The sequence below is a fragment of the Stenotrophomonas sp. 2YAF26 genome, assembly GCF_052114625.1.
GTDB classification, from domain to species: domain Bacteria; phylum Pseudomonadota; class Gammaproteobacteria; order Xanthomonadales; family Xanthomonadaceae; genus Stenotrophomonas; species Stenotrophomonas indicatrix.
The window spans coordinates 56,257-70,384 of record NZ_JBFRFC010000001.1 but is presented as its reverse complement, the minus strand read 5'-3'; the positions used below and the strand labels follow the sequence as shown (position 1 = coordinate 70,384).

Here is a 14,128-nt window from a genome sequence, read left to right as displayed (position 1 = left end):
CCTTTTCGCATGCGCGGGCCCGGGGCCGGTGTAGCATCGCCGCGTGAGTGGACCGTTCGGCCCGCCGGCCACCACCTTGATCTGCGGGCCGCACCGCCGAGGACCCTTCCATGAGTACCATCGAAAAGCTGCCCAGCAGCGGCTCGCCCTATGCCACCATCCGCACCCAGGACAGCGCCGACGGCGCCGCACACTGGCTGTTCATGCACGCCGATGCCTCCACCGGCGTGCGTCCCTGCTGCCGCAAGGACATGCTGGACGAGATGTGGAGCTACATGAGCGCCATCACCCACGGCCCGGCGCAGCGCCACAGCGGCCAGCTGCGCCATTTCGTGCTGGCCTCCGACGCCGCCGCCTACAACCTGGGCGGCGACCTGGACCTGTTCACCCGCCTGATCCGCGAAGGCAACCGCGACCGGCTGCTGACCTACGCCCAACGCTGCGTGGAGGGCGTTCACCACCTGCACACCGGCTTCGGCGGCGACGTCCGCTCGATCGCCCTGATCCAGGGCGATGCGCTGGGCGGTGGCCTGGAAATGGCCCTGGCTTGCCACACCATCGTGGCCGAGGAAGGGTGCGGCATGGGCCTGCCCGAAGTGCTGTTCGGCCTGTTCCCGGGCATGGGCGCCTACTCGTTCCTGTGCCGCCGGGTGGCGCCGCAGCTGGCCGAGAAGATCATCCTCGACGGCCGTATCTACAGCGCCGAGGAGATGCACGCGATGGGCGTGGTCGACGTGCTGGTCAGGAAAGGTGAAGGCCGCGGCGCGGTCGAAGAGATGATCCGCCAGCAGCAGCGCCTGCCGCAGTCGTACCTGGCAATGAACGCCGCGCGCAACCTGGCGCAGGCGGTCAGCTATGACGAACTGCTGGAAATCACCAAGGTCTGGGTCGATTCGGCGCTGGCCCTGGGTGATCGTTCGCTGCGCACCATGGACCGTTTGATCAAAGCGCAGACCCGACGCGCCAATCTGGATGTGGCCTGATACGTTCCCCTCCCCCGCAGGGTTCAAGCCCGGCTGGCCACCGGGCTTTTTTTATGCGGCGCGCAGTCATCGACAACCCGCCGCGCAGGCCCGGCTCTACCGCTCGCCGTCGTCGGCCACGCCGCGTGCCTTGCGTTCGGCGCGTGCATCCAGCGCCTGCCGGCCTTCCTTGATGGCCCCCTGCAGCACCGCAAGGCGCTGCCGCCATTCGGCCTTGAGTTGCCAGTCGGCCATCCGCATCAACTCACCGGCGCGGTTGGACGCGCGCACCAGGCCCAGATTGCTTGCCACGCCCTTGATCGCATGCGACTGCTCGCGGAAAGCGCCCCAGCGTGCCGCTTCGCCATCACCTTCGGCCTTGCGCAGGCAGGACTCAGCATCGTCCAGGCACTGGCGAATGAACTCGCGCTCGAAACCCTCGCCCATTCCCAGCGACGCCAGCTCATCAAGCACGCCGGTATCGAGCACGCCATCGAGGTTGGTGACGGTGCGCACGATCGGCGGCGCACTGGCCTTGAGCTGTGCGTTGTTGGCAATCTCGGCCAGGGTGTCCAACAGTCGCACGGCCACCACGGGCTTGGCCAGGAACGCATGTGCACCGGCCTGGGTACAGCGCTGGATGGCTTCGGGAGTGACGTCGGCGCTGAGCACCAGCACCGGCGTGCGCGGGCCGCCGCCGGCCTGCATCACCCGCAGCTCCTTCAGCATGTCCAGGCCACTCATGCCCGGCATGTGCAGATCGACGATGGCCGCATCGAACTCGCTTTCAGCCAGTGCGTCGAGCACCGCCTCGCCACCATCGACGCACAGCACCTTGTGCCCGGCCTTCTGCAGCAACCGCTGCAGCACCATGCGGTTGGCCTCGTGGTCGTCGGCGACCAGGATCTGCATGCTGCGCACGCGCGCGCGATGGCGCAGGAACGGATCGGCGAAGGCGATGACGTTGCCGCCGGCACCGGTTTCGTCGCCAGCAGCGAGGGTCGGCACCGCACCCGGGACCACCGGCTGCGGCGGCGCGAACGGCAGCTCCACCCAGAAGTGGCTGCCCTGCGGCGGGTTGTCCAGGTAACCGATCTCGCCGTCCATCGCTTCGACCAGCCCCTTGGCGATGGTCGTGCCCAAGCCGGTACCCTCATGGCGGCGGGCCATGCTGACGTCGGCCTGCTCGAAGGCCTCGAACAGACGCGGGCGCATCGCCGGTGCAACGCCGATACCGGTATCGAGAATGTCGAAGCGCAGCCGCACCCCACCCTGGGTGTCGGCGTGGACAACACTGACGCGGATCTCGACCCGGCCGTGATCGGTGAACTTGACGGCGTTGCCGGCCAGGTTGAGCAGGATCTGCCGCAGATGACCGACGTCGCCGCGCAGGGTTGGTGGGACGGTTTCGGCCACCTTCACCCTGTAATCCAGGCGCTTTGCCTTGGCCTGCGGCAACAGGATCAGGCCGATCGCCTGCATCACTTCGGAAAGAACGAAATCCTCGGCGACCACGCGCAGCTTGCCGGCCTCGATCGCCGAGATGTCCAGCACTTCCTCGACCAGCGCCAGCAGGCTGCGCGATGACGCCTGGATGGTACTCACGCACTCACGCTGCTCGTCATCCAGGCGCGTGGTCGCCAACACTTCTGTCATGCCATTCAATCCATTGAGTGGGGTGCGAAACTCGTGGCTCATGTTGGCCAGGAATCGACTCTTGGCTTCGCTGGCGCGCCGCGCCTCGGCCATCGCTTCGGTCAACTGCCGCAGCAGCGTGGAAAAATACAGGGGAACTGCCGCCAGGCCAAGCCACAGGCCGATGGCCAGGCGTGCGTTCTGTTGCCAATAGGGGGTGGACAGTGCGGTGCTGCCGAAGCTGACCATGGCCATCGCCACGGCCACATACAGATAGTGGTTGCCGAAGCGCATGCCGTTGCCCACCGTCACCCACATCACCACGATGTAGACCCATGACAGCGGCTCGCCCATCTGGATCATGCCGGCAGCGATCAGGCCGTAGTCGGCCAGCATGCCCAGTACGCGGCGCGGATCGGAACGCTGCGGTCGCCACAGCAGCCAGCCGAACAACAGCAGCGACAGACTCAGCCCCGTCAACACGATCGCCAGCACACCGACATATTGGGTGTGCGGCAGATCGTGCCGCGCCGAAGGCAGCAGCACGTAAGCCAGGATCAGGCTGATCAGGACGATGCGGACGATCTGCTGCCCGTGCTCGCTGTCCTGCCGCTGGGACAGGCGCAGCCGCAAGCGTGACAGCAGGCGTTTCACGCGCCCAGTCCCGGCCGTGCAGAGGCGGTGGAGTGCTCGGCGCAGATCTGTTCCAGCTGCTCACGGCCGCGCAGCAACGCGTCCACGCAACGCGGATCGAACAGGCGCCCGCGCTGCGCATAGAGGTAGGCCATGGTGGCTTCCATCGTCCACGCTTCCTTGTAGGGGCGCGGCGAGATCAGCGCATCGAACACGTCGGCCACGGCGACGATGCGTGCCTCCAGCGGAATCGCATCGCCGACCAGGCCATCGGGATAACCACTGCCGTCGTAGCGCTCATGGTGACGCAGCGCGATCAATGCACCGACCTGGATGAAGCGGTTCTGGCTGCCGCTGAGCAGTTCATGGCCAATGCGCGGATGCCGGCGCATGATCGCCAGCTCCTCATCATTGAGCTTGCCCTGCTTGAGCAGCACCGCATCGGGAATGGCGATCTTGCCCATGTCGTGCAGCGGCGCGGCCATCTCGATCAGCTTGACGTCGTCTTCCGGCAGGCCCAGCTGCTCGGCGATCAGGCCAGCCACGCGCGCCATGCGCTCAAGGTAGGCACTGGTGCCGGCATCACGGAACTCGATCGCACGCGCCAGCCGCGAAAGCGTCTCGCGCTCGCGCTCCTCCACCTCGTGCATGCTGGCCAGCAGCCGCTGCTCCAGCGACAGCGCGCGCTGCTTCACGTTCTCGGTCTGCTGCCGCAACTGCAACAGGTTGTAGCAGCGTGCGCGCAGTTCGCGCGGGCGGATCGGCTTGACCAGGAAATCGATCACGCCGGCTTCCAGTGCTGCCTGGCGGATCGGCTCGTCACCCACCACGGTGATCAGGATCACCGGAATATCGCGATGTTTGGGCAGCCGGCGGAAGCGGCGGGCGAACTCCAACCCGTCCATCTCCGGCATGCGGTAATCGAGAAGCAGCAGGTCGACCGGGTACGATTCGCACCATGCCAACGCCGTCAACGGATCGCCGAAGTCATGCACGCTCAGTTCCGGCGCGATGTCCTCGATGACGTGACGGAGCATCGTCCGTGCGGAAGTCTGGTCATCGACGATGACGATGTTCAAGGCGTTCTCTGCCTGCTTTCTCGACCATGCTGAAAGGTCAGCGGGCGAGGATACCCCGCCGCTGTGCACGCTGGCACCCTGCATCGGCTCGACTCCCGTCACAAGCTCCCCGATTCATGATCGTCGTCACAATGTGAAGCGGATTCTCCACATTGCGGCCTCCCCTGACGCCATCAAGCCATAGCCAGTGTCAAGGTTGTGCAATAACGATACGCCGAGTGCGGGTTGCGTCAATGGCGCCGTCTCAAACCGAGACGGCGCGCACAAACGGACGCCGAAAACGCCAGTTACTGCTCAGGACGCATGTACGGGAACAGCAGCACGTCGCGGATCGAGCTGCTGCCGGTCAGCAGCATCACCAGGCGATCGACGCCGATGCCAAGGCCGCCGGTCGGCGCCATTCCGTACTCCAGCGCACGGATGTAGTCGGCGTCGTAGTGCATGGCCTCGTCATCGCCGCCTTCCTTCGCCGCCACCTGCGCCTGGAAACGCTGGGCCTGGTCTTCCGGGTCGTTCAGCTCGGAGAAGCCGTTGGCCAGTTCCTTGCCGTTGACGAACAGCTCGAAGCGATCGGTATAGCCCGGATCGTTGTCGTTGGCGCGGGCCAGCGGCGAGACCTCCACCGGGTGATCGGTGATGAAGGTCGGCTGGATCAGGGTGTGCTCGACGGTGGCTTCGAAGATCTCAAGCAGCAGCTTGCCCCAGCCGTAGGACGGCTTGACGCGGATCTTCAGGCGCTCGCAATGGCGCAGCAGCGCGTCACGGTCGGTGCAGTCGGCCGCGGAGATTTCCGGGTTGTGGTGGCGTACCGCTTCGTCCATGCGCCAGCGGCGGAACGCCGGGCCCAGGTCGATGTTGGCGCCGTCCCACTCAACCACGGTGGAGCCGTTCACCGACTGCGCCACGTCACGGATCACGCCTTCGGTCAGGTCCATGATCTCGTTGTACGTGGCATAGGCCTCGTACAGTTCCATCATGGTGAATTCCGGGTTGTGGCGGGTGCTGACGCCTTCGTTGCGGAAGTTGCGGTTGATTTCGTAGACGCGTTCCAGGCCACCGACGGTCAGGCGCTTGAGGTACAGCTCCGGCGCCACGCGCAGGTACAGGTCAAGGTCCAGCGCGTTGTGGTGGGTGGTGAACGGCTTGGCCGCCGCGCCGCCGGGGATGTAATGCATCATCGGCGTTTCGACTTCGAGGAAGTCGCGGTTGTCCAGCCATGCACGCATCGCACGGATGATCTTCGAGCGCTTGATGAAGACCGCGCGCGACTCCGGGGTCACGATCAGGTCGACGTAACGCTGGCGGTAGCGCTGCTCGACGTCGGCCAGGCCATGCCACTTGTCCGGCAGCGGGCGCAGCGACTTGGTCAGCAGGCGGATCGACTCGGCCTTGACCGACAGCTCGCCGGTCTTGGTGCGGGTCAGGCCACCTTCGACAGCAATGATGTCGCCCACGTCCCAGCCCTTGAAGGCGGTGTAGGCATCACCCAGCACGCTGCCCTGCAGGAACAGCTGGATGCGGCCCGATTCGTCCTGGATCTGGGCGAAGCTGGCCTTGCCCATGACCCGCTTGGCCATCAGGCGACCGGCCATCTTCACCTGGCGGCCGTTGGGTCAGATCCCTTTGCGCAGCAAAGGGATCTGACCCCAACGCCGGATCGATACCTAGCCGTTCCCGGGGAATGCCTGCCGCAGCTCTTCCACCAGCACCCGCTGGTTCTCCGAATAGTCCACCGGCACCGACACCAGATGCACGCCGCCCGCGGTGAAGGCCGCTTCCAGGGTCGGAATGAACTGCTCGATCGCCGTCACCTCGTGCCCCTGGCAGCCATAGGCCTCGGCGTATTTGACGAAATCCGGATTGCCGAAGGTCATCCCGTAGTCGGCGAAACCATCCACCGCCTGCTTCCAGCGGATCATCCCGTAGGCGCCGTCGTTGAGGATCAGCACCACCAGGTTCAGGCCCAGCCGCCGCGCGGTCTCCAGCTCTTGGCTGTTCATCATGAAACCGCCATCGCCACACACCGCCAGCACGCGGCGCTGCGGGTACAGGATCGAGGCCATGATCGCCGACGGCAGCCCCGCGCCCATCGTTGCCAATGCGTTGTCCAGCAGCAGTGTATTGGCAACCTGGGTGCGGTAGTTGCGCGCGAACCAGATCTTGTACATGCCATTGTCCAGCGCCACGATGCCATCCGGCGGCATCACCTGGCGCACGTCATGCACCAGCCGCTGCGGCGTGAAACCGGCCTCTTCGGCGCGATCAGCGATGTGCTCCAGGATCGTCGCGCGCAACGGCAGCAGTGCAGCGGCGTTCTCCACCTTGCCCTCGATACGGTCGGCCAGCAGGGTCAGCGAGCGGCCGATATCGCCGATCACCTCCACCTGCGGGAAGTACACCTGCTCCACCGCGGCCTGCGAATAGCCAATGTGGATGACCGTGCGGCCACCCGGGCGCATCACGAAGGGCGGCTTCTCCGTCACCTCGTGGCCGATGGTCACGATCACGTCGGCCTGGTCGATGGCCATGTGCACGTAATCGCGCTCGCTCAGTGCCGCCGTGCCCATGTACAGGCCCGAGCCACCGGCCACCGCGCCCTTGCCCATCTGCGTGGTGACGAACGGGATGCCGGCGCGCAGCACGAAGGCCGACAGCGCTTCGCTGGACTGCGGCCGCGATGCTGCCGAGGCGATCACCAGCAGCGGCCGCTTTGCATCGCGGATGATCTGCGCCGCACGGTCCAGCGCCTCGGGACTGGCGATCGGCCGATCCACCGGGTGTGGCGGGATCAGTGCAACGTCCTCGACCTCCATCGCCGCGATGTCCTCGGGCAGTTCCAGCAGCACCGGCCCGGGGCGCTCTTCCAGCGCCGTGCGGAAGGCCTCGCGGACGATGGTGGGGATGGTGCGCGCCGAAACGATCTGCCGCGCCGACTTGGTCAGCGGCTTCATCGTGCTGACGATATCCACGATCTGGAAGCGCGCCTGCTTGCTGGCCACGATGCCCTTCTGCCCGGTGATCATGATCACCGGCCACGCGCCGAGCAGTGCGTAGGCGGCACCGGTGGTGAAGTTCAGTGCACCCGGCCCGAGCGTGGCCAGGCACACGCCGGGCTTGCCGGTCAGACGGCCGTAGGTGGCGGCCATGAACACAGCAGCCTGTTCGTGGCGGGTGATGACCAGCTCGATGCTGGAGTGGCGGAGCGACTCGACGACATCGAGGTTCTCTTCACCGGGAATGCCAAAAATGCGCTCGACGCCCTCGTTTTCGAGTGCGGCGACGAGCAGATCGGAACCCTTGGACATGGAATGACGTCCTTCTCGCAGTGCGTGATGATGGAACGTTGCAGGGATGCTGACAGGAACGGTGGATGGCCCGCGTCAACGGCGGTCGAACCACACCGTCTGCGCGTTGACGAATTCGCGGATGCCGAAGTGCGACAGCTCGCGGCCGAAGCCGCTCTTCTTCACGCCGCCGATCGGCACGCGTGGATCGGAGGCAGAGAAACCGTTGACGAACACGCCACCGGTCTGCAGCCGGCGCGCCAGCTGCATCGCGCGGGCGTGGTCGCCGGTCCACAGATTGCCGCTCAGGCCGAACTCGCTCTGGTTGGCCAGCTCAACCGCATGGTCGGCGTCGCGCGCGCGGCTGATCGACGCCACCGGCCCGAAGGTCTCGGTGTCGAAGGCCTGCATGCCCGGCTCGACGCCAGCCAGCACGGTGGGTGCATAGAAACTGCCGGGGCGATCGAGCTGCTTGCCGCCCACCAGCAACTGCGCACCGGCCTCGACCGACGCGCGCACCTGTGCATCAAGCTGTTCCAGCAGGTCCTGCCGGGCCATCGGTCCGATCCGGTTGCCGGCCTCGCGGCCATCGCCCACGGTCAGCGCCTGCACGCGCTCGCAGAACAGCGCCACGAAACGCACATACACGGCGTCTTCGACGATGATGCGCTTGCCGGCAATGCACACCTGCCCGGTGTTCTGGAAACGCGAGGCCACCGCAGCATCGACCGCGGCCTCCAGGTCGGCATCGGCCAGCACGATGAACGGATCCGAGCCACCCAGCTCCAGCACCACCTTCTTAAGCGCCTGCCCGGCCTGCGCGGCGATGCTGCGCCCCGCGGCGACGCTGCCGGTCAGGGTCACGGCCGCAATGCGGTCATCGGCGATGGCGGCACTGGTTCCCTCGCGGCTGATGTTGGCGGCGATGAAGGTGCCATCCGGCAGGCCCGCATCGCGCCACGCAGCGGCGAGCAGCCCGGCGGTGCCGACGATGTTCTCGGCCGGCTTCAGCAGGAAGCCATTGCCGCCCATGAGGATCGGCACGGCTGCGCGCATCACCTGCCAGTACGGGAAATTCCACGGCATGATGCCCAGCACAACGCCCAGCGGCAGGTAGGAGACATAGGCCTTGTTGTCGGCCACCGGGGTGGGTTCATCGCGCAGGAACGCCGCACCGTTGTCGGCGTACCAGTCACACAGCACCGCGCACTTCTCGATCTCGGCCAGCGACTCGGCGTGGACCTTGCCCATCTCGGCGGTGGCCAGCGCAGCGAGGGGTTCGCGGTCGCGACGTAGCACGGCAGCCATCGCGCGCAGTACGCTCGCGCGTTGTTCCAGTGACTGCGCGCTCCAGGCTGCAAAACCGGCCTGGCCGCGGTCAAGGATGGCTTCCAGTTCGGCGTCGGTGGCGAAGGGGTGGCTGGCGATCTGCTGGCCGGTCGCCGGATCGCGGGAAATGGCAGCGGGGGCTGCGGGGGAAGCGGACATGCAGGTCTCCTGTTGTCTCGACAACGGGCGGCTGCCCGTTTCCTGACAAGGAATCTGGACCCGATCGAGGGCAGCAACAAGGCGTCTGCGTATCCTGTGACCTGTACTTACCTGCCTGAATGGGGTGATTTCCCGGCAGGGCTGCGCCCTGCACCCGCAGAGGCAACAGCAACGGCAGAAGCAACAGCAACAGCGGCATTCCGTGAGATGGCGGGGTGGGTCCGGTGGCGGGGGACRCTGCGAGTACGTCCATGTAAGCTCGGTCGCCGCATCCATGCGGCTCACGCCCCCGCAACCGGACCCACCCCGCCTTCGACAGATTCCCGCGGTCTGTTGGAACGGCTCTTGGGGTCAGATCCGCTTTCCGAAGGAAACGGATCTGACCCCAGATGTATTTCGATATCTGACAGATTTCATCCACGCATAGCGTGGATCTACCGTGTCGACCAAGGTCGACACCTACCAACAGCCATCGGAATCTGACAGAGGTGGGGCGGTGTCGGAGTACGGGGTGTCAGCCGCATGGATGCGGCTGCCAAGCCTACACGGACGTACTTGCGGCGTCCCCGCACTCCGACACCGCCCCGCCACCCCACGGAAAGCCCGCTGTTGCTGTTGCTGTTGAGGTTGCCGGCCAGCGGCCGGCACTACAGCAGGTGCAGGGCGCAGCCCTGCCGACCAACCTACCTTCGCGGCAGGTAGGTCACCAGTGACAGGTCGTGCCGGCTCTCTGGCACCAGCGCCACGTACTGCAGGTCCAGCAGACCGCGCGTGGGATGGTTCAGCTTCTTCGCACCTTCGTCGAAACGACGCACATCGTGCTCCGGCCACCACTGGCGGAACTGCTCGCTGTGCGCGCCGATGTCCTCGGCCAGTGCCAGGAACGGCGCCTTGTCCGGCGCCTGCGCCATCGCCGCGCGGAAGCTGGCCAGCAGCCCGCGGGTCATTTCTTCCCAGTTGAGGATCAACGCGCGGTAAGGCGGATACAGGAACATCAGCCGCAGCGTGTTGCGTTCGTGCGGCGCCAGCTGACCGTAATCAACAAACAGATCGGCGATGGCCGGGTTCCAGGCCAGGATGTCGAATCGGGTATTGCGCACGTAGGCCGGGATCGGCTGCATCGCCTCCACCAGCTGGCGCAGGCCGTCGGTCACCGTCTCGTCGGGCGATTCCAGCGGCACGCCATAGCCGGACAGCGCGAACGCGTAGGCGCGCTCGTCGTCGCTCAATCGCAGTACCTGCGCCAGGCGCTCCAGCACCTCGGGCGAGGCGCGCACTTCGCGGCCCTGCTCGATCCAGGTGTACCAGCTGACACTGACCCCGATCGCCAGTGCGACTTCCTCGCGCTTCAGGCCCGGCGTGCGTCGGCGGCCGGCTGGCAGCCCCAGCGTTGCTGGGTCGACCCGCGCACGGCAGGCCTTGAGAAAGCCTCCCAGTTCCTTGCGTTCGGCTTCACTGCGCATCATCGCCCTGCCCTGCAGGTTTCAACGGCGGTGCGGGACGCCGAAGACGTCCMGCAACGCAGGGCCCGGGCAGCGGACGGTACCGCTGTCGCCGGGCACGCATCAGGCATCGATGCGCTTGGAGCCGACCGCCAGGCCGGCCTTCAGGCTGGCCTCGACGAACTCGTCCAGGTCACCGTCGAGCACCTTCTGCGTATCCGAACGCTCGATGCCGGTGCGCAGGTCCTTGATACGGCTCTGGTCGAGCACGTAGTTGCGGATCTGGCTGCCCCAGCCGATATCGGACTTGGTGGCTTCCACCGCATCACGCTCGGCGTTGCGCTTCTGGATCTCCAGCTCGTAGAGCTTGGCGGCCAGCATCTTCATCGCGTTGTCGCGGTTCTGGTGCTGGCTGCGGCCGGTCTGGCAGGCCACGACCGTGTTGGTCGGGATGTGGGTGATACGCACCGCCGACTCGGTCTTGTTGACGTGCTGACCACCGGCACCGGACGAGCGGTACACGTCGGTGCGCAGATCGGCCGGGTTGATGTCGATTTCGATGTTGTTGTCCACTTCCGGCGACACGAACACCGAGGTGAAGCTGGTATGGCGGCGGTTGTCCGAGTCGAACGGCGACTTGCGCACCAGGCGGTGCACGCCGGTCTCGGTCTTCAGCCAGCCGTAGGCGTAGTCGCCTTCCACGCGGAGCGTGGCCGACTTGATGCCCGCGACGTCGCCACCGGACACTTCCATCAGCTCGGTCTTCCAGCCACGCGATTCACACCAGCGCAGGTACATGCGCAGCAGGATCTCGGCCCAGTCCTGGGCTTCGGTACCACCGGCACCGGCCTGGATGTCGACGAACGCCGGGGCGGTGTCCATCTGCCCGGAGAACATGCGCTGGAACTCCAGCTTCTCCACGTGCGCCTGGTGCTTGTCCAGGTCGGCCACCACGGCCAGCGCGGTGTCCTCGTCCTGCTCGGACTCGGCCAGCTCCAGCAGTTCGGTGGCGTCGCTCAGGCCCTCCAGCACCGCGGCGATGCCGCCCACGGTCTTTTCCAGGGTCGAGCGCTCGCGCCCCAGGTTCTGGGCGTACTCGGCGTTGTTCCAGACGTCGGGGCTTTCCAGCTCCCGCGTCACTTCCTCAAGACGCTCTTTCTTGGCGTCGTAGTCAAAGATACCCCCGGAGCGACAACACGCGATCGGTCAGATCGGCGATGCGCTGGCGGACAGGATTCAGTTCGATCATGTCGGCGGTTATGCATTCAAAAGATGACTGCAAATGATACCGCAGGCCGGGGTGAACCGGCGCAGAAGCCGGTCCCGCCCTGCCACGCCCCTACCCGCCCAAGGCCTGGCGCAGCAACGGCAGCTGGCGCCGGCTGCAGGGTACCTTGGCCCCATCGGCCATGTGCAGCAGGGCCTCGCCGCCGTCCAGCGGCTCGATCGAGCGCAGCTGGCCGCGGTTGACCAGCCAGCTGCGGTGGCTGCGCAGGAACAGGACCGGGTCCAGCCGCGCCTCCAGCACCGCCATGGTGATCCGCAGCGGGTAGTCATGGCCGCGCACCCGCAGGTTCACGTAGTTGCCGGCGGCCTGGGCGTACTCGACGTCGGCCGTGGCCACCAGGAACTCCTTGCCCAGCTTGCGCACCAGGAAATGGTCGGGGCGATCGACCGGTTCGACCGGCGGGCCCTCATCGGGGGCGGCAAGCAGGGTCGCTTCACCCTGGCGGCGGCGGCCGAACCAGGCCAGGGCATGGACTGCCGAGACCAGCAGCGCATAGGTCTGGATGTCCTTGAAGAACTCGTAGAACCATTGCGCCGGCCAGTCCCCAAAGGTGTAGTGGCTGCCAAGCACGGCGTGGACGGCCTTGCGCAGCAGGACCATCGCACTCACATGCAGCAGCCACCACGCAACCGCGCCCAGCAGATACGGCGCCAAGCGCTGTCGCCAGGTATCGGCGTGCAGCGGCCAGCGCGAAGCGGCGCGGATCAGCACCGCCAACAGCAGCAGCGACACCAGCGCACTGCTGAACTCGTCAATCGTGGCCGCCATCCATTGGGAGGGCAGTCCATCGCGCGCCGCCATCATGGCCTTGGCCAGCACATTGGCCGCCGCCGTCCCCAGAAACAGTACGACCCAGAACACGGCTGCCTGCCGCCCTTGCCTGCCGTTGCCCATCGATTCGCCACGCACGTTCGGGTCCTGCTGGTTGTACTCATCCATCACTGGATTATCGCCAACCACAGCCCCACTGACGCACGCCATTCGTCCCCCCGCCCCGCCACTGGGCCCTGCAGGGCATCCAACCGCCCCTTTCTGCTGGCGACAGCCCACGAGGACTTCCACTCTGCGAGGACGCCAACACGGATACCGCCATGACCCGCCGCCACGACCTCGACACCCTGCGTATCGGCGCCTTCGGGCTGTTGATCCTCTACCACGTGGCCATGGCCTACGTGGCCGGATGGGACTTCCACCTCAAGAGCGTCCACACCGCGGAGTGGCTGCAATGGCCGATGATCGCGCTGAATCGTTGGCGCATGCCGCTGCTGTTTGCCATCTCCGGCATCGCGCTGGGCCTGTGCCTGCCCGCGCAGGGCCGGTGGCGATTCGCGCTGCGGCGCGGCGGGCGGCTGTTGTTGCCGCTGTTGTTCGGCATCGTCGCGGTCGTTTCGCTGCAGGCCTACTGTGAAGCGGTGGACAAGGGCGACGTCACGCCAGGGCTCGGTGCATTCCTGTGGCGCTACTGGCAGTTCCGGCCGTGGCCGGGAGCCAGCTTCAGCGGTGCCGCCTATGGCTTCACCTGGAACCACCTGTGGTACCTGGCCTATCTGATCCCTTACACGCTGCTGGCGATCCTGTTGGCCAGCGTAGTGAGGCCGCTGCGTCACCAGCTGCCGGGCCTGCCTGCGGGCGATCGTTGGGTGGCCATGCTGGGCCTGCTGCTGCCGGTGCTGTGGCTGGCGTGGGCGCTGCTGGTGATCCTGCCCGCCCACCCGCCAACCCACGCGCTGGTCGATGACCTGTACGTCCACGCCGAGTCGCTGCCCCTGTTCCTCGGCGGCTTCCTCGCCGCGCGCTGGCAGCGCGGCTGGGATCTGCTGGTGCGCGGCCGTCGGTTGACCCTGGCGCTGGCCGTTATCGGGCTGACTGTCGAACTGGGCATCCGCGCGTTGGGGCGGATGCCCGACCTCGGCGATCTGCCGCAATGGGTGCTGGCGCTGCCGTGGGCACAGACCGAGCGCGTTGGCCGAGCGTTGTACACCTGGTGTTCCCTGCTGGCCCTCTTCGGATGGGCGCAGGTCCTGCTGGCGCGGCCATGGCGCGGCCTGTGCTACTGCCGCGAGGCGGTGTTCAGCTGGTACATCCTGCACCAGACCGTGCTGATCGTGCTGCTGTACTGGTTGCGGCCCTTGCAGCTGGGCGCGTGGCTGGAGCCGGCGCTGGTGATCATCGGCACGATCGCCGGCTGCCTGCTGATCCACGAACTGCTGGTGCGCCGCGTGCGCTGGCTGCGGCCGCTGTTCGGGTTGCGTGCCGCACCGCTATCGTCGCCTGCAGTGCGCGTCGTGCCGGCACAATAAGGCCTGCGCCCCGTGGA

Annotated in this window: 9 protein-coding genes and 1 pseudogene; 2 read left to right on the top strand and 8 right to left on the bottom strand. The window is 66.5% G+C overall.

The annotated features are described in order from the left end of the window. Positions 1-110: 110 nt before the first annotated feature. Positions 111-983 carry a crotonase/enoyl-CoA hydratase family protein gene (locus AB4Y98_RS00285; RefSeq protein ID WP_442243490.1) on the top strand — a complete coding sequence of 291 codons (873 nt, stop codon included), beginning with the start codon at positions 111-113 and terminating at the stop codon, positions 981-983. A gap of 96 nt (positions 984-1,079) precedes the next feature. On the opposite strand, the gene AB4Y98_RS00280 is transcribed toward AB4Y98_RS00285, so the two are convergent. From AB4Y98_RS00280 to AB4Y98_RS00245, 8 genes and pseudogenes are all read right to left on the bottom strand, one after another. Then, positions 1,080-3,251 carry a response regulator gene (locus tag AB4Y98_RS00280; protein WP_032975476.1) on the bottom strand — a complete coding sequence of 724 codons (2,172 nt, stop codon included), beginning with the start codon at positions 3,249-3,251 and terminating at the stop codon, positions 1,080-1,082. Next, complete coding sequence (locus tag AB4Y98_RS00275) at positions 3,248-4,393, bottom strand: response regulator (protein WP_025878945.1); 1,146 nt, start codon at positions 4,391-4,393, stop codon at positions 3,248-3,250. Before AB4Y98_RS00275 ends, AB4Y98_RS00280 begins: the two co-directional genes overlap by 4 nt. A gap of 203 nt (positions 4,394-4,596) precedes the next feature. Beyond that, positions 4,597-5,919 (bottom strand): annotated as a pseudogene (gene lysS, locus AB4Y98_RS00270) (lysine--tRNA ligase); the annotation flags it as partial. Positions 5,920-5,973: 54 nt separating this feature from the next. Continuing rightward, positions 5,974-7,614, bottom strand: a complete 1,641-nt coding sequence (locus tag AB4Y98_RS00265; protein WP_442243489.1) for an acetolactate synthase large subunit — start codon at positions 7,612-7,614, stop codon at positions 5,974-5,976. Positions 7,615-7,689: 75 nt separating this feature from the next. Next, on the bottom strand, positions 7,690-9,081 hold the full coding sequence (locus AB4Y98_RS00260; RefSeq protein ID WP_442243488.1) for an NAD-dependent succinate-semialdehyde dehydrogenase: 1,392 nt from the start codon (positions 9,079-9,081) through the stop codon (positions 7,690-7,692). A gap of 683 nt (positions 9,082-9,764) precedes the next feature. After that, positions 9,765-10,547 (bottom strand): helix-turn-helix transcriptional regulator, encoded by a 783-nt coding sequence (locus AB4Y98_RS00255; RefSeq protein WP_428704298.1) that lies wholly within the window; start codon positions 10,545-10,547, stop codon positions 9,765-9,767. Positions 10,548-10,646: 99 nt separating this feature from the next. Next, positions 10,647-11,772 (bottom strand): peptide chain release factor 2 gene (gene prfB, locus AB4Y98_RS00250; RefSeq protein ID WP_099818762.1). Its coding sequence is split into 2 segments (ribosomal slippage): positions 10,647-11,696 and positions 11,698-11,772, totalling 1,125 coding nucleotides; the frame shifts between segments, so codons are not numbered across the junction. Between the two features lie 90 nt (positions 11,773-11,862). Then, entirely contained in the window at positions 11,863-12,705 is an 843-nt protein-coding gene (locus AB4Y98_RS00245; RefSeq protein ID WP_363733666.1) for a LytTR family DNA-binding domain-containing protein, read from the bottom strand. 197 nt (positions 12,706-12,902) lie between these two features. Between AB4Y98_RS00245 and AB4Y98_RS00240 the strand changes: the two genes are divergently transcribed. Continuing rightward, a complete protein-coding gene (locus AB4Y98_RS00240; protein ID WP_442243487.1) occupies positions 12,903-14,111 on the top strand; it encodes an acyltransferase family protein in 1,209 nt (402 codons plus the stop codon). Positions 14,112-14,128: the final 17 nt, after the last annotated feature.

Bases quoted from the DNA above. Each gene is read 5' to 3' on its own strand.
- AB4Y98_RS00285 (WP_442243490.1), top strand. From the start codon at position 111: ATGAGTACCATCGAAAAGCTGCCCAGCAGCGGCTCGCCCTATGCCACC.
- AB4Y98_RS00275 (WP_025878945.1), bottom strand. From the start codon at position 4,393: ATGCAGGGTGCCAGCGTGCACAGCGGCGGGGTATCCTCGCCCGCTGAC.
- AB4Y98_RS00265 (WP_442243489.1), bottom strand. From the start codon at position 7,614: ATGTCCAAGGGTTCCGATCTGCTCGTCGCCGCACTCGAAAACGAGGGC.
- AB4Y98_RS00260 (WP_442243488.1), bottom strand. From the start codon at position 9,081: ATGTCCGCTTCCCCCGCAGCCCCCGCTGCCATTTCCCGCGATCCGGCG.
- AB4Y98_RS00255 (WP_428704298.1), bottom strand. From the start codon at position 10,547: ATGATGCGCAGTGAAGCCGAACGCAAGGAACTGGGAGGCTTTCTCAAG.
- AB4Y98_RS00245 (WP_363733666.1), bottom strand. From the start codon at position 12,705: ATGGGCAACGGCAGGCAAGGGCGGCAGGCAGCCGTGTTCTGGGTCGTA.
- AB4Y98_RS00240 (WP_442243487.1), top strand. From the start codon at position 12,903: ATGACCCGCCGCCACGACCTCGACACCCTGCGTATCGGCGCCTTCGGG.